At 69.7% G+C, this 25,681-nt stretch carries 29 protein-coding genes and 1 pseudogene; 13 read left to right on the top strand and 17 right to left on the bottom strand.

What is annotated here, in order from left to right; all coding sequences use genetic code 11:
• Positions 1-4 precede the first annotated feature (4 nt).
• From AB4Z18_RS04805 to AB4Z18_RS04795, 3 genes are read left to right on the top strand one after another with little or no spacing between them, the layout of a single operon-like run.
• Positions 5-373: a DUF1048 domain-containing protein gene (locus tag AB4Z18_RS04805; protein WP_441781553.1), complete on the top strand. Its 369-nt coding sequence runs from the start codon at positions 5-7 to the stop codon at positions 371-373.
• The gene (locus AB4Z18_RS04800; RefSeq protein WP_441781552.1) at positions 370-1,206 is read left to right on the top strand and encodes an ABC transporter ATP-binding protein; all 837 of its coding nucleotides are present in this window, start codon (positions 370-372) and stop codon (positions 1,204-1,206) included. The genes AB4Z18_RS04805 and AB4Z18_RS04800 overlap by 4 nt, the downstream gene beginning before the upstream one ends.
• Positions 1,203-1,973: an ABC transporter permease gene (locus tag AB4Z18_RS04795; protein WP_441781551.1), complete on the top strand. Its 771-nt coding sequence runs from the start codon at positions 1,203-1,205 to the stop codon at positions 1,971-1,973. The genes AB4Z18_RS04800 and AB4Z18_RS04795 overlap by 4 nt, the downstream gene beginning before the upstream one ends.
• 76 nt (positions 1,974-2,049) lie before the next feature.
• Here the strand turns inward: AB4Z18_RS04795 and AB4Z18_RS04790 are convergent, their stop codons facing one another.
• From AB4Z18_RS04790 to AB4Z18_RS04775, 4 genes are all read right to left on the bottom strand, one after another.
• Entirely contained in the window at positions 2,050-2,565 is a 516-nt protein-coding gene (locus tag AB4Z18_RS04790; protein ID WP_441781550.1) for an HNH endonuclease, read from the bottom strand.
• Positions 2,562-2,843, bottom strand: coding sequence for a hypothetical protein (locus AB4Z18_RS04785; RefSeq protein WP_441781549.1), 282 nt, complete (start codon positions 2,841-2,843; stop codon positions 2,562-2,564). Before AB4Z18_RS04785 ends, AB4Z18_RS04790 begins: the two co-directional genes overlap by 4 nt.
• Before the next feature lie 112 nt (positions 2,844-2,955).
• Positions 2,956-3,846, bottom strand: coding sequence for a C40 family peptidase (locus AB4Z18_RS04780; protein ID WP_441781548.1), 891 nt, complete (start codon positions 3,844-3,846; stop codon positions 2,956-2,958).
• Positions 3,847-4,063: 217 nt separating this feature from the next.
• Entirely contained in the window at positions 4,064-4,756 is a 693-nt protein-coding gene (locus tag AB4Z18_RS04775) for a metal-dependent transcriptional regulator (RefSeq protein WP_441781547.1), read from the bottom strand.
• A 132-nt stretch (positions 4,757-4,888) separates the two neighbouring features.
• Here AB4Z18_RS04775 and serC point away from each other — a divergent pair, with 132 nt between their 5' ends.
• The gene (gene serC, locus AB4Z18_RS04770; RefSeq protein WP_441781546.1) at positions 4,889-6,004 is read left to right on the top strand and encodes a phosphoserine transaminase; all 1,116 of its coding nucleotides are present in this window, start codon (positions 4,889-4,891) and stop codon (positions 6,002-6,004) included.
• An 8-nt stretch (positions 6,005-6,012) separates the two neighbouring features.
• Positions 6,013-6,177: pseudogene (locus AB4Z18_RS04765) on the top strand (DUF2530 domain-containing protein); the annotation flags it as partial.
• On the opposite strand, the gene AB4Z18_RS04760 reads toward AB4Z18_RS04765, so the two are convergent.
• Positions 6,097-6,963: a DUF3027 domain-containing protein gene (locus AB4Z18_RS04760; RefSeq protein WP_441781545.1), complete on the bottom strand. Its 867-nt coding sequence runs from the start codon at positions 6,961-6,963 to the stop codon at positions 6,097-6,099. The pseudogene AB4Z18_RS04765 and the gene AB4Z18_RS04760 sit on opposite strands and share 81 nt — an antisense overlap.
• Positions 6,956-7,336, bottom strand: coding sequence for a cold-shock protein (locus AB4Z18_RS04755; RefSeq protein WP_018191747.1), 381 nt, complete (start codon positions 7,334-7,336; stop codon positions 6,956-6,958). The genes AB4Z18_RS04760 and AB4Z18_RS04755 overlap by 8 nt, the downstream gene beginning before the upstream one ends.
• A gap of 52 nt (positions 7,337-7,388) precedes the next feature.
• Here AB4Z18_RS04755 and AB4Z18_RS04750 point away from each other — a divergent pair, with 52 nt between their 5' ends.
• From AB4Z18_RS04750 to AB4Z18_RS04735, 4 genes are all read left to right on the top strand, one after another.
• On the top strand, positions 7,389-7,679 hold the full coding sequence (locus tag AB4Z18_RS04750) for a hypothetical protein (protein ID WP_441781544.1): 291 nt from the start codon (positions 7,389-7,391) through the stop codon (positions 7,677-7,679).
• A gap of 22 nt (positions 7,680-7,701) precedes the next feature.
• Positions 7,702-9,573, top strand: coding sequence for a helicase-associated domain-containing protein (locus tag AB4Z18_RS04745; RefSeq protein WP_441781543.1), 1,872 nt, complete (start codon positions 7,702-7,704; stop codon positions 9,571-9,573).
• A 98-nt stretch (positions 9,574-9,671) separates the two neighbouring features.
• Positions 9,672-10,091: a hypothetical protein gene (locus AB4Z18_RS04740; RefSeq protein WP_441781542.1), complete on the top strand. Its 420-nt coding sequence runs from the start codon at positions 9,672-9,674 to the stop codon at positions 10,089-10,091.
• Positions 10,092-10,157: 66 nt separating this feature from the next.
• Positions 10,158-11,801 carry a DNA repair helicase XPB gene (locus AB4Z18_RS04735; protein WP_441781541.1) on the top strand — a complete coding sequence of 548 codons (1,644 nt, stop codon included), beginning with the start codon at positions 10,158-10,160 and terminating at the stop codon, positions 11,799-11,801.
• A gap of 225 nt (positions 11,802-12,026) precedes the next feature.
• On the opposite strand, the gene AB4Z18_RS04730 is transcribed toward AB4Z18_RS04735, so the two are convergent.
• From AB4Z18_RS04730 to AB4Z18_RS04715, 4 genes are read right to left on the bottom strand one after another with little or no spacing between them, the layout of a single operon-like run.
• Positions 12,027-12,887 carry an aminoglycoside phosphotransferase family protein gene (locus tag AB4Z18_RS04730; RefSeq protein WP_441781540.1) on the bottom strand — a complete coding sequence of 287 codons (861 nt, stop codon included), beginning with the start codon at positions 12,885-12,887 and terminating at the stop codon, positions 12,027-12,029.
• Position 12,888: 1 nt separating this feature from the next.
• Positions 12,889-13,641 (bottom strand): pyrimidine reductase family protein, encoded by a 753-nt coding sequence (locus AB4Z18_RS04725; protein ID WP_441781539.1) that lies wholly within the window; start codon positions 13,639-13,641, stop codon positions 12,889-12,891.
• Positions 13,634-14,593 (bottom strand): dihydropteroate synthase, encoded by a 960-nt coding sequence (gene folP, locus AB4Z18_RS04720; RefSeq protein WP_441781538.1) that lies wholly within the window; start codon positions 14,591-14,593, stop codon positions 13,634-13,636. Before folP ends, AB4Z18_RS04725 begins: the two co-directional genes overlap by 8 nt.
• Positions 14,547-15,767 (bottom strand): NAD(P)/FAD-dependent oxidoreductase, encoded by a 1,221-nt coding sequence (locus tag AB4Z18_RS04715; RefSeq protein ID WP_441781537.1) that lies wholly within the window; start codon positions 15,765-15,767, stop codon positions 14,547-14,549. Before AB4Z18_RS04715 ends, folP begins: the two co-directional genes overlap by 47 nt.
• Positions 15,768-15,870: 103 nt before the next feature.
• On the opposite strand from AB4Z18_RS04715, the gene AB4Z18_RS04710 reads away from it, so the two are divergent.
• Together AB4Z18_RS04710 and AB4Z18_RS04705 are read left to right on the top strand one after the other, a co-directional pair.
• Complete coding sequence (locus AB4Z18_RS04710) at positions 15,871-16,563, top strand: response regulator transcription factor (protein WP_018191755.1); 693 nt, start codon at positions 15,871-15,873, stop codon at positions 16,561-16,563.
• Between the two features lie 84 nt (positions 16,564-16,647).
• Positions 16,648-18,351 carry an ATP-binding protein gene (locus AB4Z18_RS04705; protein ID WP_441781536.1) on the top strand — a complete coding sequence of 568 codons (1,704 nt, stop codon included), beginning with the start codon at positions 16,648-16,650 and terminating at the stop codon, positions 18,349-18,351.
• Here the strand turns inward: AB4Z18_RS04705 and AB4Z18_RS04700 are convergent.
• The 6 genes from AB4Z18_RS04700 to AB4Z18_RS04675 all read right to left on the bottom strand — a co-directional run bounded on the left by AB4Z18_RS04700 (position 18,341) and on the right by AB4Z18_RS04675 (position 23,507).
• Positions 18,341-19,135, bottom strand: coding sequence for a sugar phosphate isomerase/epimerase family protein (locus tag AB4Z18_RS04700; protein WP_441781535.1), 795 nt, complete (start codon positions 19,133-19,135; stop codon positions 18,341-18,343). The two genes, AB4Z18_RS04705 and AB4Z18_RS04700, sit on opposite strands and share 11 nt — an antisense overlap.
• Positions 19,132-20,223, bottom strand: coding sequence for a Gfo/Idh/MocA family protein (locus tag AB4Z18_RS04695; protein ID WP_441781534.1), 1,092 nt, complete (start codon positions 20,221-20,223; stop codon positions 19,132-19,134). Before AB4Z18_RS04695 ends, AB4Z18_RS04700 begins: the two co-directional genes overlap by 4 nt.
• A gap of 230 nt (positions 20,224-20,453) precedes the next feature.
• The gene (gene groL / locus AB4Z18_RS04690; protein WP_441781533.1) at positions 20,454-22,073 is read right to left on the bottom strand and encodes a chaperonin GroEL; all 1,620 of its coding nucleotides are present in this window, start codon (positions 22,071-22,073) and stop codon (positions 20,454-20,456) included.
• A gap of 177 nt (positions 22,074-22,250) precedes the next feature.
• On the bottom strand, positions 22,251-22,454 hold the full coding sequence (locus AB4Z18_RS04685) for a cold-shock protein (protein WP_115695343.1): 204 nt from the start codon (positions 22,452-22,454) through the stop codon (positions 22,251-22,253).
• A 170-nt stretch (positions 22,455-22,624) separates the two neighbouring features.
• Positions 22,625-23,173 carry a LytR C-terminal domain-containing protein gene (locus AB4Z18_RS04680; RefSeq protein ID WP_441781532.1) on the bottom strand — a complete coding sequence of 183 codons (549 nt, stop codon included), beginning with the start codon at positions 23,171-23,173 and terminating at the stop codon, positions 22,625-22,627.
• Positions 23,174-23,195: 22 nt separating this feature from the next.
• Complete coding sequence (locus tag AB4Z18_RS04675; protein WP_441781531.1) at positions 23,196-23,507, bottom strand: DUF3263 domain-containing protein; 312 nt, start codon at positions 23,505-23,507, stop codon at positions 23,196-23,198.
• A gap of 179 nt (positions 23,508-23,686) precedes the next feature.
• Here AB4Z18_RS04675 and msrB point away from each other — a divergent pair, with 179 nt between their 5' ends.
• Both msrB and AB4Z18_RS04665 read left to right on the top strand, forming a co-directional pair.
• Entirely contained in the window at positions 23,687-24,112 is a 426-nt protein-coding gene (gene msrB, locus AB4Z18_RS04670; protein ID WP_441781530.1) for a peptide-methionine (R)-S-oxide reductase MsrB, read from the top strand.
• Positions 24,112-24,681, top strand: coding sequence for a nitroreductase family protein (locus AB4Z18_RS04665; protein ID WP_441781529.1), 570 nt, complete (start codon positions 24,112-24,114; stop codon positions 24,679-24,681). Before msrB ends, AB4Z18_RS04665 begins: the two co-directional genes overlap by 1 nt.
• Positions 24,682-24,700: 19 nt before the next feature.
• Here the strand turns inward: AB4Z18_RS04665 and AB4Z18_RS04660 are convergent, their stop codons facing one another.
• Complete coding sequence (locus AB4Z18_RS04660; protein ID WP_441781528.1) at positions 24,701-25,651, bottom strand: DMT family transporter; 951 nt, start codon at positions 25,649-25,651, stop codon at positions 24,701-24,703.
• Between the last annotated feature and the right edge of the window lie 30 nt (positions 25,652-25,681).

The raw sequence follows: 25,681 nt of genomic DNA, 5'->3' as shown, positions 1-25,681 counted from the left end.
CATCATGGCCGCGAAGTGGATCGAGACCCTCACCGGATCTCTGGAACAGAAGAAGCAGTACAAGCAGTACAAGGCCCGCGTGCAGGCCCTGCCGGAGCCGTACCGCGGCGCCGCGAAGGCGTTCGAGCGGTACTTCATGTACAACGGCGGCATCACCGACGGCGACACGCTCGTCACGATGCTGACCGATTTCGCCGACCTGGTCGAGCGCGCTGCGGTCGACGGGACGCCGGTCAGCGACATCGTGGGTGCAGACCCGGTCGAGTTCGCCGAGACGTTCACCGAGTCGTACGGCGGCACCAAGTGGATCGACAAAGAGCGGGCACGCCTCAACAAGGCGGTCCAGGAGGCGGAGAAGGAGCAGGAGCGATGACAGACACGGCAATCAGCGTCAGCGGCATCCACAAGTCGTTCAAAGACCTCGAGGTGCTCCGCGGAGTGGACTTCGACGTGCAGGCGGGCACCATCTTCGCCCTGCTCGGCTCCAACGGGGCCGGCAAGACGACGCTGGTCCGCATCCTCTCGACCCTGCTTCGCGCAGACTCGGGAACCGCCACCGTTCGCGGCGTCGACGTGGGCGAGAAGCCCGCCGACGTGCGCGCACAGATCAGCCTCACGGGGCAGTTCGCCGCAGTGGATGAGGTGCTCACCGGACGCGAGAACCTCATCCTGGTCGCGAAGCTTCGCCACCTGAAGAACCCGGGCGAGGTCGCCGACGAGCTGCTCGCCCGGTTCTCGCTCACGGATGCCGGCAAGCGCAAGGCGGCCACCTACTCCGGCGGGATGCGGCGCCGGCTCGACATCGCGATGAGCCTGATCGGCAACCCGCCGATCATCTTCCTCGACGAGCCGACCACCGGGCTCGACCCGCAGGCGCGCATCGAGGTCTGGGAGACGGTCAAACGCCTCGCCGGGCAGGGCACCACGGTGCTCCTCACCACGCAGTACCTGGATGAGGCCGAGCAGCTCGCCGACCGCATCGCCATCCTCCACAAGGGGACGATCATCCAGAACGGCACCCTCGCCGAGCTCAAGCGGCTGCTGCCGGCGGCGAAGGTCGAATACGTCGAGAAGCAGCCGACGCTCGAGGAAGTGTTCCTCGCGCTGGTCGGCGAGACCGGCGAGACCGGCGAGACAGCCGCGACAGACAACACCGACCACGACCGCGCCGCGGACGCCGTCCCCACACGGAAGGAAGGACGATGACCACCCACGTTCTCGCGGACACCGGTGTCCTCACCGGCCGCTCGCTCCGCCACATTCTGCGGAGCCCCGACACGATCATCACCACCGCGGTCACGCCGATCGCCCTGATGCTGCTCTTCGTGTACGTCCTCGGCGGCGCCATCAACACCGGCGCCAGCGGCTCGTACGTCAACTACCTGCTGCCGGGCATCCTGCTCATCACGATCGCCTCGGGCGTCGCGTACACCTCGTACCGGCTGTTCCTGGACCTGCAGGGCGGCATCTTCGAGCGGTTCCAGTCGATGCCGATCGCCCGGTCGAGCGTGCTCTGGGGGCATGTGCTGACCTCTCTGGTGGCCAACATCGTCTCGATGGCGATCGTGGTCGGCGTCGCGCTCATCATGGGGTTCCGCACGGGGGCGTCGGTCGCCGCGTGGCTCGCCGTCGCCGGCATCCTCATCCTGTTCACGCTGGCGCTGACCTGGCTGGCGGTCATCGCGGGGCTCTCGGCGAAGACGGTGGACGGGGCCAGCGCGTTCAGCTACCCGCTGATCTTCCTGCCCTTCATCAGCTCGGCGTTCGTCCCGACGGACTCCATGCCCGGGCCGGTGGCCTGGTTCGCCGAGAACCAGCCGGTCACCTCCATCGTCAACACCATCCGCGCACTGTTCGAGCAGCAGCCCGTCGGAGGCGACATCTGGATCGCGCTCGCCTGGCTGGTCGGCATCCTCGTCATCGCCTACGCGTTCGCGATGACCATCTACCGCCGCAAGATCACCGCAGGCTGACCGGGCGCCAACGCGGCCGACGCCCGGCCGCCGAACGGGAGGTTCCGACAGGACCTCCCGCTTCGGCCGTTAAGAATCAACCGGCCAGCTGCAGCTCGTGACGACGCCAGGGCTCGGTGAACTCCTCCCAGCTCGGGTCGTTCCAGCGCATGCTGATCAGGGACGCCATGTTCAGGTGCGGCTCCTTCAGCTCGAACGGCAGCTTCCAGCCCAGCTCGCTCAGCAGGCGGTCCGACTTCACGTTGTTGCAGCGGAAGCAGGCGATCACCACGTTGTCCCAGGTGTGCGTGCCCCCACGCGCACGCGGAACCACGTGGTCCAGCGTGTCGCCGAACTTGCCGCAGTACGCGCACACGTGCCCGTACCGTTCCAGCGCCGACTTGCGGGTCAGCGGGATGCGGCGGTGCGGAACCTTGATGAACTGGTTCAGCAGGACGACGCTCGGCGCATCCAGCACCAGGGAGCGGCTGTGCAGCTGCGCCCCGCTTTCAGCGATCGTCGACGCCTTCCCACCGAGCACCAGCAGGATGGCGCGCCGCGTCGAGATGACACCGAGCGGCTCATAGCTGGCGTTGAGGACCAGAGTCTTCATCTGCGACCTTCCTGGGCAAGGGTGAAGGGAGTGTTCGGGATGTTCGGGATGCGCGAGATGCGCGGGGAAACAAAAAGGGCACTGTCCGTGCGGACAGCGCCCAAGGAGGAGGCGGCATGGTGGCGGCAGGCCACATGGTGGCGGTGGCAGGCCTCGACGTGGTGACGGCAGGCGAGGAAGTCGCCCCAGCGGGAGAGCACCATGCTCGATCCCGTCAGGAGGCCGCACTCGTCCCACCCGGTCGCACTGAGCGGCCCGGCGGAACGTGTTCCGGCCATCGGATCCTCCGAGTTCTGCGGCTGCGCAGCGCAGCGTCAGAACGCCAGGGTAACCCAGAAACGGCGCGCCACCTATTCGGGGCGCGCCGTTTCCGGTGCTGTGGGGCGGAGCTCAGATGCCCAGACGGACGATGTAGTAGTCGCTCGTCCAGATCGGGCGGATCGAGATGGAGCGGCCCGTGTCGGGTGCATCCATGATGTTGCCGTTGCCGGCGTAGAAACCGTCGTGGCCCGGCATGATCACCAGGTCGCCCGGCTGCGCGTCGGCGATCGAGATGCGCTTGCCCATGGCGGCCTGACCGGAGACCGAGTGCGGGAGCGAGATCCCGAACTGGGCGTACACATACATCACGTAGCCGGAGCAGTCGAAGCCCGCGGGGCTCGCGCCGCCGTAGACGTACGGGGTGCCGATGTACTGCTGGGCCACCGAGAACACCTGCGGAAGGCTGAAGCTGGGGTACGGCGGGTTGGCCAGGAAGTCGGACACCGAGGGGCCGGTGGAGTTGCTGGCGTAGGTCGTGAGCTCGATCGCGGCCTGGCGACGGGCGGCTTCTGCGGCAGCAGCGGCGGCGACGGCCGCCTTCTGCGCATCCAGCTGCTCCTGCGTGGTCGCAGAGGCGACGTCGCGGCTGACAGCGGAGGCGGCGACCCCGCCGACCTCGACGGTCTGCGACTGGGCCTTCTTCATGGAGTCGGCTGCGCTCGGGCCGAAGCCCGCGCTCTTCGCGTCGGCCGGGTTGAAGGCGAACGCGGGAAGGGACATGGTGGCGACGAGTCCGGCCGCGACGGTGATGACTCCGGCGTTGAGGATCCAGCCGCCCTTGCGCTTCTTCTTCGCCTGGGCGGGCGTGGAGCCGGTGGTCGCGCGGGCCGGCGACACTGCCGGGCGGGTCGCGGCGGTGGTCTCACGCACCGCGCGCTGGGCGCGACGGGAGACGGCGGAAGAACTGTGGACCGGGTTCGTTCGGTCCTGGGTGGGACCGGGCGTGCTCGAGTCTGCCAAGGTATGACCTCCAACGCTCCGGCAGCACTAGGGAACTGCCCCCGTCCGACGAGTGGCTTCGGCGTCACGGATCGAGAGACGGGTAAGGGGGGTGGAGCGTCTCGATCCGGGGTCCTGATGGGCCGGCTTCTGACCCGTTAGGACTTGTTAGACCCTACGGGACCGAGCGCGGTTTGTCACACTTTTTGAGCCCTTTTTAACGAATCGGTAACGGGATTCAGGCGTCGACGAAGATGTGTGCGGCGAGCTCGTTGGGCAGTTCGAGTCCCGATTCGAACCCGTCGATCTGCACCGCGACATACGATCCGGCAGGAGAGAAAGTGCCGGTGGAGCCGGGAAAAACACCCGCCTGCTTGAGCTGGAGCAGCAGCTCGGGGTCGATCTGGGCCGGCTCGCCGAGACGACGGATCCTGGCAGTCACCCCCGAATCGCTGCCGCGGACGACGTCGACGAGGTTGATCAGGCTCTCGGTGGAGACGGACGACTCGACGGCGCCCAGCTCTCCGAGCCCGGGGATGGGGTTGCCGTACGGAGACTCGGTCGGGTGACCGAGCATCGTCAGCAGCTTGCGCTCGACCTGCTCGCTCATCACGTGCTCCCAGCGGCACGCCTCTTCGTGGACGTACTCCCACTCCAGCTCGATGACATCGCTCAGCAGGCGCTCGGCCAGCCGGTGCTTGCGCATCACGTGCACGGCCTTGCGGCGGCCGTCGTCGGTCAGCTCGAGGTGGCGGTCGCCGGAGACGACAACGAGACCGTCGCGCTCCATGCGGCCCACCGTCTGCGACACCGTCGGCCCGGAGTGACCCAGACGCTCGGAGATGCGCGCACGCAGGGGGACGATGTTGTCCTCCTCCAGCTCGAGGATGGTGCGAAGGTACATCTCGGTGGTGTCGATCAGGTCGGTCATGGGCCCCTCCATATGACGGCGCGCGAATGCCGGATATCAGACTACTTGGTGCGGCTGACAGGCGTCGGCAGGCACGACCGGAATGCGGTGCCCGGGCCGTCCCCCTCCTGCAACAGCCAATACACTTCAGTTATGCCGGACGTCACGATCCCCTCTGACTTGCTGCCCGCCGACGGTCGATTCGGATGCGGACCCTCCAAGGTCCGGCCCGAGCAGGTCGCCTACCTCGCCGGCCCCGGCGCCGAGCTGCTGGGCACCTCCCATCGCCAGGCTCCGGTCAAGAACCTGGTGGGCCGCGTGCGCGAGGGCCTCGGCGAGCTGTTCCGGCTCCCCGAGGGCTACGAGGTCGTCATCGGCAACGGCGGTTCCACCGCGTTCTGGGATGCGGCCGCGTTCGGCCTGATCGAGAAGCGCAGCGAGAACCTCGTCTTCGGCGAGTTCGGCGGGAAGTTCGCCAAGGCGGCGCAGACGCCGTGGCTCGACGCACCGCACGTCATCGAGGCGCCCGGCGGATCCCGCAGCGAGGTGGAGGTCGTCGCCGGCGTCGACCTGTACGCCTGGCCGCACAACGAGACCTCGACGGGCGTCATGGCGCCGGTCCGCCGCGTGAACGGCGACGAGGGCGCGCTGACGGTGATCGACGCGACGAGCGCGGCCGGAGGCGTCGACCTCGATGTCAGCGAAGCGGATGTCTACTACTTCGCGCCGCAGAAGAACTTCGCGTCGGACGGCGGCCTCTGGCTCGCCCTCTTCTCCCCCGCGGCCCTGGAGCGGGTGGAGCGCATCGCATCCAGCGGCCGCTACATCCCCGAGTTCCTGAGCCTTGCGAACGCGGTCGACAACTCCCGCCTCAACCAGACCCTGAACACGCCGGCCATCTCCACCCTGGTGCTGCTGGAGAACCAGCTCGAGTGGATGAACGGCAACGGCGGTCTCGCCTGGGCCGACGCCCGCACCCGCGAATCGTCGCAGGCCCTCTACACCTGGGCCGAGGGTGTGGACTACGCGACGCCGTTCGTCGCCGACCCCGCACATCGCTCCCAGGTCGTCGTCACGATCGACTTCGACGACCGGGTGGATGCGGCAGCCGTCGCCAAGACGCTCCGCGCGAACGGCGTCGTCGACACCGAGCCGTACCGGAAGCTCGGCCGCAACCAGCTCCGCGTCGCCACCTTCACGGCCATCGAGCCGGCGGATGTGCGGGCGCTGATCGGCTGCATCGAGTACGTGGTCGAGCGACTGGGCTGACGAGCGCCATGCGCCTCTGGCTCCGCGACGACGAACGACGGCCCGACCCGGTCCCCGTGAAGACGGATGACCGGCGGGCCGTCGTGGTCGGTCTACTGCTGTGGGTGATCGCCCTGGTCGTTATCCTCGTCGCCGGCGGCACCGGCCTCGGCGGCGGCACCTGGCTGTGGACGATCGTCGTCGGACTCGCCCTCGGCGTCGTCGGACTCGTCTACCTCACGGTCACCCGTCGTCGCTGACGCGGCGCCGTCGTCTTTGTCTTCTTCGTCGTCGTCGACATCCTCGTCGGAGTCATCGTCGTCGTCGTCCTCGTCCGAGAGGGCCGCAGCCTCCTCGGCCTCCAGGTCGAGATCGCTGTCGACGTCGGTCTCCTCGTCGAAGTCCACATCCACGCTGTCGATGTCGACCCCGTCGAGGTCGTCATCGTCGTGCAGGTCGTGAACGTCACGGTCGTCCTCGGAGTCGTCGAACGCATCCTCGTCGTCTTCGTCGTCCTCGTCCCGATCGTCGTCATCGTCCGACTCGGCGGATTCGTCCCCGTCGTGCGGCCCGTCGGCGGCCAGCGCCTCCTGAGCGGCCTGGTAGTCGGCCAGGCGCTCCGACCACGGCACCCAGTCGGGCGCGAGCAGCGAGCCGTCGCCGGGCATGAGTTCCGCCTCGAGCACGGTGGGCTCGTCGTCGTCGGTGCGGCCGACGGTGACGGTCCAGTGCCAGTCCGGGTAGCCGGACATGCGGCTGGCGAAGAACAGGGAGACGACGCCCGGCGCCTCGACGACGTGACCGAGAGGCTCGCCGATCGTGTTCGCCGGTGTGATCTCGGTCAGCGCCTGGAGGGCAAGCGGCCGCGCCGCGAGCAACTCGGGGTCGGCGACAAGCTCGACCTCGACGGCCTCGGTCTCGACCGCCTCGGTCTCGACTGCCTCGCCCTCGGCGGCGGAATCGTCGCCCAGCTCAGGCATCCAGGTCGTCCGCGACCTTGCGGAGCACGGCCGCGATCTTCGCGCCGTGCGCCTTGTCGGGGTACTTGCCCCGGCGCAGGTTCGCGCCGATGCCGTCGAGGAGCTTCACCAGGTCTTCGACGATGATCGCCATGTCGTCGGCCGACTTGCGCTTCATCTTCACCAGGCTCGGCGGAGCCTCCAGCACGCGCACCGACAGCGCCTGTGCACCGCGCTTGCCGTCGGCGATGCCGAACTCGAGACGGGTTCCCGCCTTGACGACCGCGCCGGCCGGGAGGGCCGAGGCGTGCAGGAAGACTTCTTGGCCGTCATCGGAGCTGATGAAGCCGAAGCCTTTCTCCTCGTCGTAGAACTTGACCTTGCCGGTTGGCATGGGAACCTCACTTCGCATGGGGGATGGGGCGTATCCAATTATCCTTGATTTCGTGACCCAGCAGACCCCGCCGCCCGCATCGCGGCCCCAGCGCATCCTCGCCTACATCGTCGCCGCGCTCGTCATCGTTTCCCTGGTCTGCATCGCAGCCATCCTGATAGGCACCGCGGCGGGGCAATTCGCCGCCCAGGGCTCCGGTCAGGGGCTGTGGCCGGCCGTGTTCCTGTTCCCGCTTGTGGGCCTCCCGATCGCCTTCGTGCTGATCATCGCGCTCATCATCGTGAGCGCCCGCCGCAACCGGGCCGCGAACCGCGCGTCCGGCGGCGGACCGGGCCGGCGCTAGCGGCGACGGCCGGTCGCGCGCGATGACGACGACACTCGCTCTTGCAGCCCGACTGCGGGAGCTGGACGACGCCGTTCTCGTCGCCTCTCTGCACCGACGTTCCTACCGCCGCACGGGCGTCGCGGACTTCTTCGATCTCGCCGACGCGCTGCTCGACGCAGACTCGCTGCAGCGCGCTCTCGCTCCGCTCGACCGCACCCGCCTAGCGGCGCTGGTTGTGCTGGGGCGCGCAGGCGCAGCGCTTCCGGCTCGGGAGCTGACGGCACTGCTCGACGGGGAACCGGCGACCGCCGGAATCTCGGCCGAGGCCGTCGACGCCGCGCTGGAGGAGCTCGACGGACTGCTCCTCGTCCATCCGGGCGAGGGAGCGGGCGCGGCGGATTGCGCCGTCTACGTCGCCGTCGCCGATCACCTCGAATCCTGGCCGGCCGCGGGCCTGCCCTCGCCTCGCGAACTGCTGACCGCTCCCCCGCCGCCGGCGCTGGCTCCGGTTCCCGACACGGAGACGCGCTTCACCGACCGCCTGGCCGCCGAGCGGGCGTTCGAAGCGGTGACGGCCGTGTCCGAGCTGCTCGCCGAGCTGGCCCGCGAGGGCGCCAGGCGCCTGCAGAAGGGCGGGCTCGCCCTCCCCGCCGTCAAGCGGCTGGCCGAGGCGCTGTCGGTGGACGCCGACCTCGTCCCGGTCGCACTGTCGGCCGCCGAGCGTGCGGGCCTCGTCGCCGTCGAGGACGGGATGTGGCTGCCCACCGAGCGCGCATCCGGCTGGTCGCACTCCCCCACGCCGAACCGCTGGCGCGCCCTCGCGGCCGCCTGGCTCGACGCCCTGCCCGCGGACGTCCGCATGCTCCTGGCGCTGCGCAGCCGTGCCACCTGGGGCGACAGCCTCCGCGAACACGTCGCGTGGCTGCATCCCGCTGCCGTCGAGGAGGCGCAGCGCCGGGTGGATGCGCACACCCGGCTCGCCGAGTGGCTCGGGATCACGGCGCACCAGGCGCCGTCCTCCGCTGGCGGCGCGCTGGTCGAGGAGGGCCCGGACGCTGCGACCGCCGCGATGACGGCACTCTTCCCCGCGGAGGTCGACAAGGTCTACCTGCAGCACGACCTCACGATCGTGTCCCCCGGACCGTTGACGCCGGAGATCGAGTCGCGGCTCCGCGGCTTCGCCGACGTGGAGTCACGTGCGCTCGCCTCGACGTTCCGCCTGTCTGCGACGTCGGTGGATCGCGCGCTCACCGCGGGCGAGACCGCGGACGGCATCCGCGACTTCCTGGCCGCGATCTCCCTCACCGGGCTTCCCCAGCCGCTCGAGTACGTGATCGCCGACGCCGCAGAGCGGCACGGGCGCGTGCGCGTGCACGACGCGAGCGGTGAGAACGTGAGCGCCGCCGTGCGGTCGTCGGATGCGACGCTGCTCCGCACCATCCAGGTCGATCAGGCACTCAGTTCGCTGCGACTGGCACCGAGCGGCGACGGGCAGCTGGTGAGCCGGTTCCCGCGGGATGTCGTGTTCTGGGCGCTCAGCGACGCGCGATACCCGGTGGTCGCGGAGGACGCGGACGGCCGCGAGGTGACCCTCCGCCGGCAACGCGTGGCGCATCCCCGGGAAGCCGAGACGGATGATCGCGACGCGGAGCTGGTGACTCGGCTGCGGCAGGCGGACGCCGACGCGGACGAGGACACGGGCGAGCGCTGGCTGGCGCGCCAACTCGACACGGCCGTGAAGGCGCGGCAGACCGTGATCGTGGAGGTCGGCATGCCGGACGGCAGCGTCGTGGACTACCTGCTGGAGCCGACAGGCGTGGGAGGAGGACGGCTGCGCGGACGTGACCGCGCCGCCGACATCGAGCGCACGCTGCCGCTGTCGAGCATTCGGGGCGTGCGCCCGGCGCCATAAGCCTCGCCGCCGCGAGCCTGAGAAGTCGTGCGTTCGTGCTCTGGTCCGGTGCCGAACCCTCCCCCTAGGTTGTTCTCAGCGGACGGAACGGGGATGTCGTGGCCAGGTATCTTCTCGAGGTTCCCGGCTTCGCCCGTCGGAGCACGTGGGGGTACAACGAGCTGGACGAACTCCTCGTCGCATCCGTCCTGCCCGACGACGCGCCCGACTCGACGCAGCCGGCGCTCGTGACGGCCGTGACGATCGACCAGTTGCTCGACCGGATCGACCTGGCCACCGGTTCGCGTCATGGCATGGCCCGGATGGTGCTGCTGCTCGGCCGTGCGGAGGTTCGCGAGCCGGTGCGGTCGTGGCTGGCGTCGCGCATCCGGCTGGTCACCGATCGCGCGCTCCTCGGTGAAGCGGCCGGATCGGACGCAGCATGGCTGGCGGCCGAAGCCCGGAACCACCCGCTCTTCGAGCGCGCTGCACACGACGCGGTCGTCTGCCCGGAATGCGGGGCGTCGGCGATGCCGTAAGGGTGCAAGGGCGCGCTCCGCCCACCCACAGGAGGCATGCCGCGCGGGGGCGTAGGCTGATGAGCTATGTCTGATGGCCCCCTGATCGTCCAGAGCGACCGCACCGTGCTGCTCGAAGTCGCGCACCCGGACGCCGAGGATGCGCGGCATGACCTCGCCGTCTTCGCCGAGCTGGAGCGGGCGCCCGAGCACATCCACACCTACCGCATCACCCGGCTGGGGCTGTGGAACGCGCGAGCCGCCGGGCACACCGCCGACGACATGCTCGGGACGCTGGAGCGCTACTCGAAGTTCCCCATCCCGCAGACCGTCACCGTCGACGTCTCCGAGACCGTGGCCCGCTACGGCCGGCTCGTGATCGAACGCGACGACGAGGGGACGCTGCTGCTCCGGTCCGCCGACCTGGCCGTGCTCACCGAGGTCGCGAGCGCCAAGCGGATCGCCCCGCTGCTGCTGCAGCGGCGCGACGACACGACGTTCGTCGTGGAGGCGTGGGCACGCGGGCAGCTCAAGCAGGAACTGGTCAAGCTCGGCTGGCCGGCCGAGGACCTCGCCGGCTACACCCCCGGAACTCCCCACGAGATCGGGCTGAAGGAGGACGGCTGGGCGCTACGCGACTACCAGCGCAAGGCCGTCAGCAACTTCTTCGACGGCGGCTCTGGCGTCGTCGTGCTCCCCTGCGGCGCGGGCAAGACCCTCGTCGGCGCCGGGGCGATGGCGACGGCGAAGACCACGACACTCATCCTCGTCACCAACACGGTGTCAGCGCGGCAGTGGCGCGACGAGCTGCTGCGACGGACCACGCTGACGGCGGAGGAGATCGGCGAGTACTCCGGCCAGGTGAAGGAGGTCAAGCCGGTCACCATCGCGACCTACCAGATCCTCACCGCCAAGCGGAAAGGCGAGTACGCCCACCTCGCGCTGCTCGACGCGCTCGACTGGGGCCTCGTCGTCTATGACGAGGTCCACCTGCTCCCCGCGCCCGTGTTCAAGCTGACGGCCGAGTTGCAGGCCCGCCGTCGCCTCGGGCTCACCGCGACGCTGGTGCGCGAGGACGGCCGCGAGGGCGACGTGTTCAGCCTGATCGGGCCGAAACGCTTCGACGCCCCGTGGAAGGAGATCGAGGCCCAGGGCTTCATCTCGCCCGCCGCCTGCTACGAGGTGCGCATCGACCTGCCGCCGTCGGAGCGGCTCAGCTACGCCGCCGCCCCCGACGACGAGCGCTACCGCCTGGCCGCCACCGCGCCCGCCAAACTCGACATCGTGCGGCAGCTCGTCGATCGGCACGAGGGCGAGCGCATCCTGATCATCGGGCAGTACCTCGACCAGATCGACGAGCTCGCGGAGGCGCTCGACGCGCCCAAGCTGACCGGTGCGACGCCGGTGGATGAGCGCGAGCGGCTGTTCCAGGAGTTCCGCGACGGCCGCACCAAGGTGCTGGTGGTCAGCAAGGTGGCGAACTTCTCGGTCGACCTGCCGGAGGCGACCGTCGCCATCCAGGTGTCCGGGTCGTACGGCAGCCGGCAGGAGGAGGCGCAGCGACTGGGCCGCCTGCTGCGGCCGAAGGAGTCGGGGCTGTCGGCCAACTTCTACACGCTGGTCGCGCGCGACACGGTGGACCAGGACTTCGCGCAGAACCGGCAGCGCTTCCTCGCCGAGCAGGGCTACTCGTACACGATCCTCGACGCGCACGCCCTGCAGGCGGCCTGAGCCGTCTCGTCCCCCCTCCTCACCTCGCCTCGCCTCGCCGACGGCACATTCGGCACGAATGTCGCTTTTGGTACCGCCAAAGGCGACATTCGGCACGAATCTCGCCGTCACCACCGAGCGGGATTCGGCACGAATGTTGCTTTTCGCAGCGTGGAAGGCGACATTCGGCACGAATGTGCTGCTGCGGAGGCGCGGGAAGAGTGCGTGCGAGGGAGAGGGAGAGCGTCAGGCGAGGAGGCGGGCCAGCGTCGCGCGCGACTCGGCGTCGTCGGGGCGGTCGCGCACGGTGATCGCGGCCTTCCACAGGGCCCAGCCGCGCGCTCGCGACCAGGTCGCCTCGTCGAGGCCGACGGTCTCGCGGAACGCGTCGCGGGCGGCGCCCTCGAACATCGTCCACGCGGGCACCAGGTCGCACGCGGGGTCGCCCACGCCCGAGGTGCCGAAGTCGATCACCGCCGACAGCCGGCCGTCGGTGGTGAGCAGGTTGCCGGGCGCCACATCCCCGTGGAACCAGACCGGCGGCCCCTCCCAGCGCGACGCCGTCGCCTCGTGCCAGAGTCCGCGGGCGCGGTCCGCGTCGGAGCCGAGCAGCGCGAACGCGGCGAGCGCCTCCTCGCCGTAGACCTCCGGCGGGGCGCCACGGAAGAAGTTGTGCGTGCCCAGTCCCGGGCCGTCCTCCGCCGGGATCGACCGCAGCGCCACCAGGAATCGCCCGATCGCCGAGGCGAGCACGGCGTCCTGGGACACATCGCCCAGCAGCACCACCGGCCGCCCCGGCAGCCACCGGTACACCGACCAGGGCAGCGGATACTCCGCGGTCGGCGCACCCTCTGCCACCGGCTCCGGGATGGGCAGCGGCAGCAGCGGCGCGAGGCGTGGCAGCCAGCGCTGCTCCTTCGCCACCTGCTCCCGGTACCCCGCTGCGCTCGGGAGCCGGACGCTCAGCTCGTCGCCGAGCCGGAACGTGCGGTTGTCCCACCCGTCGTGCTGCACCGTCCGGATCGGCAACCCGCTCCACTGCGGGAACTGCGCATCCACCAGCCGACGGACCAGCCCCGCGTCGATCTGCGGACGCAGTTCGCTCACATCACTTCCGGACATACCGGAGCAGCAGCGTGTCGTCTCCCGTCAGCGTGTGCGCCAGCCGCAGCCCCTGCGGAACGATCGGAGCCGCCCCGGTGGCGATCCGCGACGACGTCCCGCCCTCCAGCCGCGGGCTGATGGTCAAGCACAGCTCGTCGACGGCACGGGCGGCGATCAGGTCGGCGAACAGGTGCGGACCCCCTTCACAGTGGATGCGCGTCAGCCCGCGCTCATGCAGCACCGCGAGCCCGCGCTCGGCCTGCACCCGCTCGCGTCCGCACACGACCACGTCGGCGACCTCGGACAGCGCCTTTCGCGCCTCCGGACGCGACAGCTCGGTGGTCAGCACGATCGGCCGCTCGGGCGCCTCCGCGAAGATGGAGCTGCGCGGGTCGAGGTCGAGTCCGGCCGAGACGATGGCGAACACGGGATGCGCCGTCATCCCGGCCACGCTCCGCACGCGGGCAGACGCCGGGGCGACCCGCATCGCGCCGTAGCCTTCGGCACGCACGGTGCCCGCGCCGACCAGCACCACGTCGCAGAGGCGGCGGAGCAGCTCGAACACGCGGCTGTCCACATCGCTGGAGAGGCCGCCGGAGAGTCCCTGATGCGTGGCGGCACCATCCACGCTGCTGACGAAGTTGACGCGCAGCCACGGCTCGCCCGCCCCCTCCTGGTACAGCGCGGTGATGTCGTCGTCGCTGAGCTCGGTCTGCGACGGCAGCGGCGATAGCCGGTGGATGGCCGATTCAGTCATTCACGTCTCCCATGTTGTGGCGGAGGTAGGCGGGTTCGCGCAACCCCAGCACCGCCTCGGTCATCCGGACTGCGGCGACCGAGGCGCGCACGTCGTGCATCCGCACGATCCTGGCGCCGTTGACGATGCTGATGACGGCGGCCGCGAGCGAGCCCTCCAGCCGCTCCGCCCGCGGCGCGTCGAGCGTCTCCCCGATGAAGTCCTTGTTGGAGACGGCGGCGAGCGCGGGGAACCCGAGATCGGCGATCTCGGCGAACCGGCGCGTCAGCTCGAGCGAATGGAGGGTGTTCTTGTTGAGATCGTGGCCCGGGTCGACGATGATGCGCTCCTCGGGGACGCCTGCAGCCATCGCGCGCTCCACCCGGTCGAGCAGGAACGCGGACACCTCCGCGACGACGTCGTCGTAGTGCGGACGCGGGAAGGGGCGGCGCGGCTCGGCCAGGCTGTGGGTGATGACGAGCGTCGCCTCGCTGTCGGCGACGACCGGCGCGAGGTCCGGGTCGCGGAGCCCGGTCGTGTCGTTGATCACGGTCGCGCCGGCGGCGATCGCCTCGCGTGCCACAGCGGAGTGGAAGGTGTCGACCGAGATCACCACGTCCGACCCGGCGCGCAGCGCCTCGACGACCGGGACGACGCGCTCCACCTCCTCCTCGACCGGCACCGGCTCGCCCGGCGCGAACGGCGCTCCGCCGATGTCGACCCAGTCGGCGCCCAGCGCGACGGCCTCGAAGCAGGCGTCGACTGCGCGGTCGAAAGCGTACGTCCGGCCCTGGTCGAAGAAGGAGTCCGGAGTGCGGTTCACCACCGCCATGACGGCCACCTGCCGCGAGAAGTCGAAGGTGCGTGCACCGATCCGCCGGACGGGGATGCGCAGCGGCGGCAGGTAGGGCACCGCGGGGCGCACGTCAGAGGGCGGCAAGGTCGACGCTCTCGTCGGCGAGACGCTGCGCATCCACCCGGTCGCCCGAGCGGATGAGGCGCTGGATGTCATCCTGCACGTCCCACACGTTCACATTCATGCCGGCGACGACGCGGTCGTTCCGCAGCCAGAACGCGATGAACTCGCGCGACTCGGTGTCGCCGCGGTACACCACCTGTGCGCCCGCGGCGAGCGGCGCGTAGCCCGAGTACTCCATCCCCAGATCGTATTGGTCGGTGTAGAAGTACGGGATGTCGTCGTACGACGCGCGCTCCCCGAGGATCGCGTGGGCGGCCACCTTGCCTGTCGTGATCGCGTTCGCCCAGTGCTCGCTGCGCAGGTGACGGCCGATCGCCGGAAGGAACGGGTTGGCGACGTCGCCCACGGCGTACACGTCGTCGATGCTGGTCCGCATCCCCTTGTCGGTGAGGACGCCGTCGGCGACGCGCAGGCCGGACCGTTCGGCGACCTGCGTGTTGGGCACCGCGCCGACACCGGCGATCACCACGTCGGCCGGGATGCGCTCCCCCGTCGTGAGCACGACCGCCTGCTCCTCGCCGCCGTCCACGCCGACGACGCCGGCGCCGTTGCGGAAGTCCACACCGTTGTCGCGGTGCAGCCGCTCGAACACGCCGCCGAGCTCGCGCCCGATCGCCCCGCTGAGCGGCACGGCCGAGTGCCCGATCACGGTCACGTCGTTGCCGTAGCCGCGGGCCGCCGCAGCAACCTCCAGGCCGATCCAGCCGGAGCCGACGACGACCACCCTCCGGCCGCCGACCTCGATGGCCGCGCGCAGCCACGCCGAGTCCTCGCGCGTGCGCAGCGTGAACACGGCGCCGTGGCCGCTGCCGGGAACACCGAGGGGACGCGCGGTCGCTCCGGTGGCGAGCACCAGGCTGTCGTAGGTGATCCGGCCGGCGTCCGAGACGAACAGCTCGTGCGCTCCCGGTTCGAACGACCCAGCCTCGACGCCTGGCACGAATTCGACCGCATTGTCCGTGTACCAGGCGGCGGGATGCACGTCGGCCTGCTCGATCCCGCCCTCGCCCTTCAGGTACTCCTTGGACAGCGGCGGGCGGATGTACGGGTGGTGCTCCTCGGCGCCGAGCAGCAGGATGCGGCCCTCGAAACCGTGCTCGCGCAACTCGGTCGCGGCGGTCGCTCCGGCGAGGCCGGCGCCTGCGATGACGACGGTGGGATTCGACATGACTTCAGCATCCACTCTTCACACGGACGGCGCCAGACCTGCGCACTCACCACACACCGACGGCTCACAGGTAAGACCCAGCCGACGCGCAGATACTGTCTTCATGAACGCAGGACCCCGCATTCTCATCGTCGACGACGAGCCGAACATCCGCGATCTCCTCACCACCAGCCTCCGCTTCGCCGGGTTCGCCGTGCGCGCGGTCGGCAACGGGGCTCAGGCGATCTCCGCGGTCCTCGAAGAGGAGCCCGACCTGATCATCCTCGACGTCATGCTGCCCGACATGAACGGGTTCGGCGTTACCAAGCGCCTCCGCGGTGCGGGCTACACGGCCCCGATCCTCTTCCTCACGGCGAAGGACGACACGGAGGACAAGATCACCGGCCTCACGGTCGGCGGCGACGACTACGTCACCAAGCCGTTCAGCCTCGACGAGATCGTCGCCCGCATCAAGGCCATCCTGCGCCGCACGATGCAGGCCGACGAAGACGCGGTCATCCGCGCCGGCGAGCTGACCATGGACCAGGACACCCACGAGGTGTTCGTCGGAGACACTCCGATCGAGCTGAGCCCGACCGAGTTCAAGCTGCTTCGCTACCTCATGCTCAACCCCAACCGCGTGCTGTCGAAGGCGCAGATCCTCGACCACGTGTGGGAGTACGACTTCAACGGCGACGCCGGCATCGTCGAGTCCTACATCTCCTACCTCCGCCGCAAGGTGGATGCGCACTCCAGTGAGCCGCTCATCCAGACCAAGCGCGGGTTCGGGTACATGCTGAAGGCCGCCAAGGCCTGAGATGCCGGGCCGGGCGGTGCGCGACGGGGCCCACACGTCGCGCACATCCCCGGCACAGCATCCCCTGCATAGACTGACGGCCTGATGCACTCACGCCTGCTCGACCGCTGGAACGCGATCTCCCTGCGCACGAAGATCACGGGCGTGACCGTGCTCATGCTGACCCTCGGCCTGCTCGTCACGGGCATCGGCACGATGTCGATGCTCAAGCCGGTGCTGCTCGACCAGCTGGATGCGCAGCTCTCGGCCGCCTCCGGCGCCTCGTATCTGAACACCTACCTGTTCAAGTCGACCGCAGACCAGGACCAGATCGCCACCGACGCCAGCCCGTCGGACTACTTCGCCGCGCTGTACGACAGCAACGGCAAGCTGGTGACGACGAACTGGAAGAACATCCCCTACGCGCACCGGCCTGACATCCCGAAGAGCCTGACCCTGTCCGAGGCCAAGGCGATGCCCGCCGGCGGGTTCACGCTGCACAGCAACGACGGCCGCACCACTTATCGGGCTCTGACGACGACGCAGACGTTCGAGGGCACCGGCGAGCTCGCCACAGCGCTCGTCGCGACCACGACCTCCCAGATCGACACCGTGATGGCGAGCTTCCTCGCGATCTTCCTCGGCTTCGGCGTGATCGTCATCATCGTGGGCGCCGGACTCACGCGGATGCTCGTCACCACCACGTTCTCGCCGCTGCGCGAAGTGGAGCAGACCGCCGCCGCCATCGCCGACGGCGACTTCAGCCAACGTCTGGGCGGCGCGACGCCCAATACCGAGGTCGGGCGCCTCAACCGCTCCCTCAACACGATGCTGAACCGCATCGACCGCGCCTTCAGCGACCGCGCGCGCACGATCGACCAGATGCGCCGCTTCGTCGGCGACGCCTCCCACGAACTCCGGACGCCGCTGGTGTCGCTGCGCGGTTACGCCGAGCTCTACCGGATGGGCGCACTGCAGACCCCGGAGGACGTCACGCAGGCGATGGACCGCATCGAGAAGGAGGCGATCCGGATGGGCATCCTCGTGGAGGACCTGCTCGAGCTCGCCCGCCTCGACGAGACGAAGCCGCTCGACGTTCGGCGTGTCGACCTCGTGAAGATCGCGCAGGATGCGGCGATGGATGCGATGGCCGGCTCCCCCGGGCGCGTGGTCAGCGTCCTCCTCCCGACGCCCGTCGTGCCCGAGTTCGAGGACGACGAGGAGCCTGGACTCGACACCGTCCCGATGACGGTGCCGGACTCTGCCGCGCGGGCGGCGAACACGACGGGACCGATCTCGTTCGCGGGGAGCGCCCTGGCGCGCCTGCGCCGCGGGCGCGGCCGTCGCGCCACGAGCGACCCGCTGCCCATCGCCACCGGCGAGAAGATCGTGCTGGCGCAGCCGGCGCCGACGGAACCCGCGATCGTGCTCGCGGAGGAGAACAAGCTCCGCCAGGTCGTCACCAACCTCGTCGGGAACGCTCTGCGGTACACGCCGGAAGGCACGCCCATCGAGATCGCCGTGCAGCTCGACCACCGCACCCAGCGAGCCATCATCGAGGTGCGGGACCACGGCGAGGGCATCCCGCCGCAGATCCGCGAGAAGATCTTCCAGCGGTTCTGGCGTGCGGACACGTCCCGTGCCCGCGAGACCGGCGGCAGCGGGCTGGGGCTCGCGATCGTGTCGTCCATCGTCGCGGCGCACAACGGCACCGTCGACGTCGTCGACACGGAGGGCGGCGGAGCGACGTTCCGCGTCTCGCTGCCGCTGGCGGACTCGCCGGCCGCGCCCAAGCCGCTCACGCCGTAGCGGCCTCGCGCAGGAGGGTCGCTGAGCGGCGCACGTCCTCGACCATGGAGCGCGCGGGGGTCATCTCCACGGGATGCCACAGTTCGAGGCCCAGCCAGCCGTCGTAGCCGGAGTCCACCGCCGCGCGCACGATCGCTTGGATGTCGAGGTCGCCCTCGCCGAGGTCCTCGGTGGGGACACTGCCCCGCATGTTGCGGAAGTGGAAGGCGAACACTCGCTCGGGATGCTCGCGCAGCCAGCCGAGCGGGTCGTGGCCGGCGAACCACGCCCATCCCGTGTCGACGCACAGCCCGACGGACGCGTCGGCGTACTGCAGCACCGAGTCGAGGTCGAGCTGCGCCTCGTCGAACGTGTGGGCGTGATTGTGCAGCGAGACCCGCAGGCCCAGCGGGGCAGCGAGGTGCGCGACCCGGGAAAGGTTCTCGCCCTGGCGGCGTGCGCCGTCGCTGGTCTTGGCGACGGGATGGTCCCAGTCGGCCTGGTCGGCGTTCAGGATGAGGTCGGTGCCTCCCGCCGCAGCCAGACGCTCGGCGATAGGCAGGACGGTGCGATCGGTGTCGAGCTCCTCCCACGGCAGATGCAGCGGCAGCCCGATGTACGACGACGAGACGGCGAGTCCGAGCCGCCGGGCGACCGCGACCTTGTGCGGCTCGGGGTCGGTCTCCACCGCGTCCACGCCGGACTCGGCGCAGGCGCCGTAGAGCGCATCCCAGTCCCACTCGACGCCGTCGTGGGCGAAGCGCTCCATCCAGCCGTACAGGGCGGTGGTGACGCCGCGGATCACGCGACGGTCCGCGTGGTCTGGTCGCCGAACGGGATGCTGGCGGGTTCGCCGGTCGCAGCGACCTCGTAGAGCGCGCGCACGGTGCGGAACGCATCCACCGCCTCCCGTCCCAGCAGCGCCCGGCTGGGCCGTCCGCGGACCGCGTCCACGAAGTGCTTCAGCGGGTAGTCGAAGATCGTGAAGGGCGCTCGCGGCTCCGGGTCGGCGACCCGCTCGACGGGGCCGTCGCCCTCGTCGGTGCGCAGGATGACGTCGGCCTCGGAGTCGAAGGGAGCCCAGCGGACCGATCCCCGGGTGCCCTCGAGCTCGGCGCGGAAGATCTCCTCGCCGTGGGTGCCCGAGGCGCGCTGGAAATCGACCAGCAGGTCGCCCGCAGCCCGGTGCAGCACGAGGGATGCCGCCGCGGCGGTCTCGACATCGAAGACGGTGTCGGACGGGTCGGCGCTGGTCACCGGACGCGACGTGGTCGCGGCGGTGACCGAGATCTGGTCTGGCGCGAAGAGGTCGGTGAGGGTCGCGAGGTCGTAGGGCCCCCAGTCCATCAGCACGCCGCCTCCGCTCTTCGACCGGTCCAGGAACCAGCGGCTCGCCGGCTGGTACTCGATGCCCGAGCGGCTGCGCGCCCACTTGTTGACCCAGCTGAGGTGGGTGAGCTCGCCGAGCACTCCTGAATTCAGGACGCGCTTCACGGTCTCGGTGTGCGGCAGGCCGCGGAAGCGGACGCTGCAGCACCCCAGCAGGCGACCGGCCGCCTCGGCCGCGTCGAGCATCCGCTCGGCCTCGTCGGTGGACATGGCGAGCGGCTTCTCGCAGAGGACATGGCGGCCGGACGCGAACGCCTGCAGGGTCGGCTCCAGGTGCGCGAACGGTGGGGTGGCGACGATGACGATGTCGTCTTCGCGGGCGGGCTCCGCCAGCATCGAGGCGGCGTCAGGGTAGCGCGGGATGTCGGGGTACGCCTCGCCGAAGGCGGCCAGCATGGCGGGGCTCACGTCGGCGACGCGGAACTCGATCGGTCCGTCGAGCTTCGCGGCAGCCTCCACGTGCGTGCGGGCGATGACTCCCGCTCCGACCAGGTACACCCTCATTGGACCCTCGCTCTCCGTCGCGCTTCGTGGTGTGGGAACGTTACCACACCACCGAGTGCGATCGAGTGGTCGCAACACGCCGTATGGACAGGGGCGAGACGGCGTGTTGGGACCACTAGATGCTTCGAGAGGCGGAGGCGGAGCACGAGGAGGAGGCGCTGGCCGCCGCCACCGCAGACGCGAAGAGGGCGCCTCCCGAACGGGAGACGCCCTCTTGACGTGGTTCGGACTTAGAAGTCCATGCCCGCACCCGGGTCGCCCACGGGCGCCGGGTTCTTCTCGGGCTTGTCGGCGACGACGGCCTCGGTGGTGAGGAACAGTCCGGCGATCGACGCGGCGTTCTGCAGCGCGGAGCGGGTGACCTTCACCGGGTCGTTGATGCCGGCGGCCAGCATGTCGACGTACTCACCGGTCGCGGCGTTGAGGCCGTGGCCGACAGGCAGGTTGCGGACCTTCTCGACGACGACGCCGGCCTCGAGGCCCGCGTTGATCGCGATCTGCTTCAGCGGAGCCTCGATGGCGACCTTGACGATGTTGGCGCCAGTGGCCTCGTCACCGGTCAGCTCCAGCTTCTCGAACGCGGTCTTGCCGGCCTGGATGAGGGCCACGCCACCACCGGCGACGATGCCCTCCTCGACGGCGGCCTTCGCGTTGCGGACGGCGTCCTCGATGCGGTGCTTGCGCTCCTTGAGCTCGACCTCGGTTGCCGCGCCCGCCTTGATGACGGCGACGCCACCGGCGAGCTTGGCGAGGCGCTCCTGCAGCTTCTCGCGGTCGTAGTCCGAGTCGGTCGACTCGATCTCGTTGCGGATCTGCTGCACGCGGCCGGCGATGGCCTCGGAGTCACCGGTGCCCTCGACGATCGTGGTCTCGTCCTTGGTGATGACGACCTTGCGGGCCTGGCCGAGCAGGTCGAGGGTGACGTTCTCGAGCTTGAGACCGACCTCCTCGGAGATGACCTGGCCGCCGGTGAGGATCGCGATGTCCTGCAGCATGGCCTTGCGGCGGTCGCCGAAGCCCGGAGCCTTGACGGCGACGGACTTGAAGATGCCGCGGATCTTGTTGACGATCAGGGTCGCCAGGGCCTCGCCGTCGACGTCCTCAGCGATGATCAGGAGCGGCTTGCCGGCCTGGATCACCTTGTCGACGATCGGCAGGAGGTCCTTGATGTTGCTGATCTTCTGGTTGGCGATGAGGATGTACGGGTCCTCGAACACCGCCTCCTGGCGGTCCTGGTCGGTGACGAAGTACTGCGACAGGAAGCCCTTGTCGAAGCGCATGCCCTCGGTCAGCTCGAGCTCGGTGCCGAAGGTGTTCGACTCCTCGACGGTGACGACGCCCTCCTTGCCGACCTTGTCGATCGCCTCGGCGATGATCTCGCCGATGGTGGTGTCGCCGGCGGAGATGGATGCGGTTGCCGCGATCTCTTCCTTGGTCTCGACCTCCTTGGCGGAGGCGACGAGCTCGGCGGTGACTGCCGCGACGGCCTTCTCGATGCCGCGCTTCAGCGTGATCGGGTCGGCGCCGGCGGCGACGTTGCGAAGGCCTTCCTTGACGAGGGCCTGAGCGAGGACGGTCGCGGTGGTGGTGCCGTCACCTGCGACGTCGTCGGTCTTCTTGGCGACCTCCTTGACGAGCTCCGCGCCGATCTTCTCGTACGGGTCGTCGAGCTCGATCTCCTTCGCGATGGAGACGCCGTCGTTGGTGATGGTCGGGGCGCCCCACTTCTTCTCGAGCACGACGTTACGACCGCGCGGGCCCAGCGTCACCTTGACCGTGTCGGCCAGGGTGTTCAGGCCGCGCTCGAGGCCGCGACGCGCGTCCTCGTTGAAAGCAATGATCTTTGCCATGTGTTTCTCGTCCCTCCCGGACGTCTGCGAAAGATTCCGTTTATTAGCACTCGATCAGATGGAGTGCTAAAGCGATTCTGGCACTCGACGTGGTGGAGTGCAAGGCGCGCGGTGGGGAACGGCGAAGCGCCGCCCCCGACGGGGACGGCGCTCGCGCACTCGATGTATCGCTGTTGCTCAGGCCAGCCGTACCGACTCGGCCTGCGGGCCCTTTTGCCCGGAGCCGACCTCGAACACGACCTGCTGGCCCTCTTCGAGAACCTTGTATCCCGCCATGTCAATCGCGGAGTAATGAACGAAAACGTCCTGTCCCCCACCCTCGACGGTGATGAAGCCGTAGCCCTTCTCAGCGTTGAACCACTTCACGGTCCCGTTCGCCATGCATTACTCCCATTGCTGTGTCGCTCGCGCGATCCATCGCCGCACGTTGACTCCCGATCCTAATGCTTGCAATGGCCCCGGATACCAGTGTTTTTCTGAATCGATTACGAAATGAAGCGAAACTTAAACACGGCTGAAACAAAGCCGGATGTGCGCCGCGGAGCTCCCGGTCAGCCCTGGTAGTTCGCACCGACGACGACCGTGATATCGGCACCGGTGTCGTCGAACGCGGTGCTCTGCTGAATGGTGGCCCCGGGAAGCGACTGCACGACCCCCAGCGCCGCCGCCTGGTTGGCCGGGTCGCCGTAGTAGACGATGGTCGTCGCGAGGTCGGTGCGGTCGGCGTTCGCGAGCGCCGCGACCTTCCAGCCGGCGGCGGTCAACTTGTCGCCGACGGTCTGCGCCAGGCCCTCCGTCGCCGTGCCGTTCAGCACGTTCACGTTGAGCGCGGGGTTCACGGTCGGGACGATCGTCGGCGTCGGTGTGGGGGTCGGTGTCGGCGTACGGCTCGCCGAGGAGGACGGCCCGTGGAACGAGAGGTTGCCGTTGATCACGGACAGGCCGAAGATACCGGCGCCCACGAGGACCACGGTCGCGAGCGCCGCCCAGCCGACCGCGATCCAGGCCCTGCCGCGGGGACGGGGGGCCCGGTGTGCGCCGACGCGCTTCAGGTCGTCCGGGATCTCGTCGAACCGGTCGCGGGGGAACTTCTCTGCCATCAGGGGGTGTGGTCCTTGGGGGTCAGTCGCCGGACGGGAGGGTCCGTGCGTGTCGTGCGGCCAGCCGCGCTTCGCGCAGCCGCAACAGCCTCTTGACGAGCATGGGGTCGTGGCGGAGTGCGGCGGGACGGTCGATGAGCGCGCCGAGCAATTGATAGTACCGAGCCGCGGAGAGACCGAACTCCTCGCGGATGGCCTGCTCCTTCGCTCCGGCGTGCCGCCACCACTGGCGTTCGAACGCGAGGATCGAGGCATCCCGATCGCTCAGCGCGTCCGCCCCCGAGTGGTCCTGCTCGGCGGTGGGCCGTTCGTCGGCTGACCGGGTCACGCGCACCGCCTTCCCTCGTGGCGAACGCCAAGCGGCCGGCATGCCGGTCGAGCCCCGCGCTCGCGGATCATCCTAGGGCGCAGGTGCTGTGTGTTGGCCGTTTCGCAGCGGCACGTCGCAGGACGAAACAGGGAACAGACGCGGGACGACGCCCGTTTAGTCTGGAGACGACGAAAGGGAGAGGTATGTCACAGAACGACACGGCCCAGGACGGCTACACCGTCGCGAAGAGCGAGAACGAGTGGCGCGAGGAGCTCAGCCCCGAGCAGTACGCGGTTCTCCGCGAGGCCGCGACCGAGCGTCCGTGGACCGGCGAGCTGCTCGACGAGGGTCGCGCCGGCCTCTACACCTGTGCGGCGTGCGGTGCGGAACTGTTCAAGTCCGGCACCAAGTTCGACTCGGGATGCGGCTGGCCGAGCTTCTACGAGTCCGTGCGGCCGGAGGCGGTCCAGCTCATCGAGGACACCAGCCTCGGCATGGTGCGCACCGAGGTCCGCTGCGCCTCCTGCGGCTCCCACCTGGGTCACGTCTTCCCGGACGGCTTCGGCACGCCCACCGGCGACCGTTACTGCATGAACTCGATCTCCCTCAACTTCACGCCGGAGGCCTGATGGTCGACGGCGGGCCGGCGGCCGACCTCGTCGATCGCGTCGCCGCGCGGAGGTCGTTCTCCCGGGTGACCCCGGATGCGCCCAGCCACGAGGAGCTCCTGCCGCTGGTGGCAGCTGCCGGACGGGTCGCCGACCACAGCGCGCTGCATCCGTGGCGCATCATCGAGCTGCGCGGCGACGCGCGGATGCGGCTCGGGCAGGCGTTCGTGACGGATGCGAAGGCGAGCGGATCGGACGCCGAGAAGCTGGCGGCGAAGCCGCTGCGCTCCTCTCTTCTGCTGGCGATCGTCTCGGTGCGGTCAAAGAGCGAGAAGGTTCCCGGCTGGGAGCAGGACGCCGTCGCGTCCGGCGTTGCGCACATCCTGAGCCTGCTGCTGCACGACGCCGGCTGGGGTGTGATGTGGCGCACGGGTCATCACACGCGCTCGAAGGCGGTGCACCGGATGCACGGCCTGGCTAAGAACGAGCGGCTGCTCGGGTGGCTTTATGTGGGCGGCATCCCCGCCGACAGTAAAGAGGGACACCGGAAGGCGCTCGATCCCGAGCGGTTCCTGACGACGCTGGAGTGACCGGGACGCCGTCCTGTATTCAGGACGGACGGACGCGGTGGCCCCACCGCACGCTGGCGATGCCGACCGCGACGATGGCGAGGAGGGTCCCGCCGATGGTGGAGAACGCGAGCGGGTGACCCGCCGTCGGCAGGAGCAGGTCGAGCATCAGGGCGGACGCCAGCTGGCCGGCGACTGTCGCTAGGCCGAGGAGCAGTACGCCGGTGATGCGCACCAGCAGGGCCGTGACGCCGATGAAGACGCACCCCAGCGCGCCACCGACGTAGAGCCACGGTTCGGTGGGCAGTTGCGCGGGAAGGCCCGCGACCGCCCAGCGGCCGAGCATGAGCACGACCAGCACGGTCGTCCCGACGGCGAAGTTGATGAACGTCGCCGTGAGGGCGCTGTTCGCCACGAGCCTCACCTGGCCGTTGACGGCCTGCTGCCAGCCCGTGCCGAGGCCCGCGATGAACGGCAAGAGCATCATCCACACCGGAGCACTGCCGCCGAACTGGGCCGAGACCGCCCACGTGACGGCGACGAGGGCCAGCAGCGCGCCGACGAGGCGAGCGGCGGTCAGCGGGCGGCGGCCGCCCGGGCCGAGGCCCACCCGGTCGAGGACGAGGCCGCTGATCGTCTGACCGGCGACGACGGCCACCGTGAACAGGGCGACGCCGAGCGCGGCCGCTGTGAGCCCCTGCGAGAGCACGAGGAACGAGCCCGCAGCGCCGCCGCAGACGTACCACCAGCGAAGGCCCCGCCCGCGGAGCGCCTCGCGTACCCGCGCGAGTCCGCGGCGGCCGGCCGGGGCCACGGCGAGCCCGACCGTCAGGATGATGAGCCCCGAGCCGAACGAGATCGCGGCGGCGGTGAAGCCGTCACCGAGACGGGCGCCCAGTTCACCGTTGATCCGCGATTGGATCGCGACGAGCGCGCCGCACAGCAGCGCGAAGACGAGGGCCAGCCAGAGCGGGAGGGATCGGGGAGTCACTCCGTCAAGCCTAGGCCCGGGCCCGATCGA

It is taken from the genome of Leifsonia sp. 2TAF2 (assembly GCF_052115085.1).
Lineage (GTDB): Bacteria > Actinomycetota > Actinomycetes > Actinomycetales > Microbacteriaceae > Leifsonia.
This window is presented reverse-complemented; position numbering and strand designations above follow the sequence as displayed.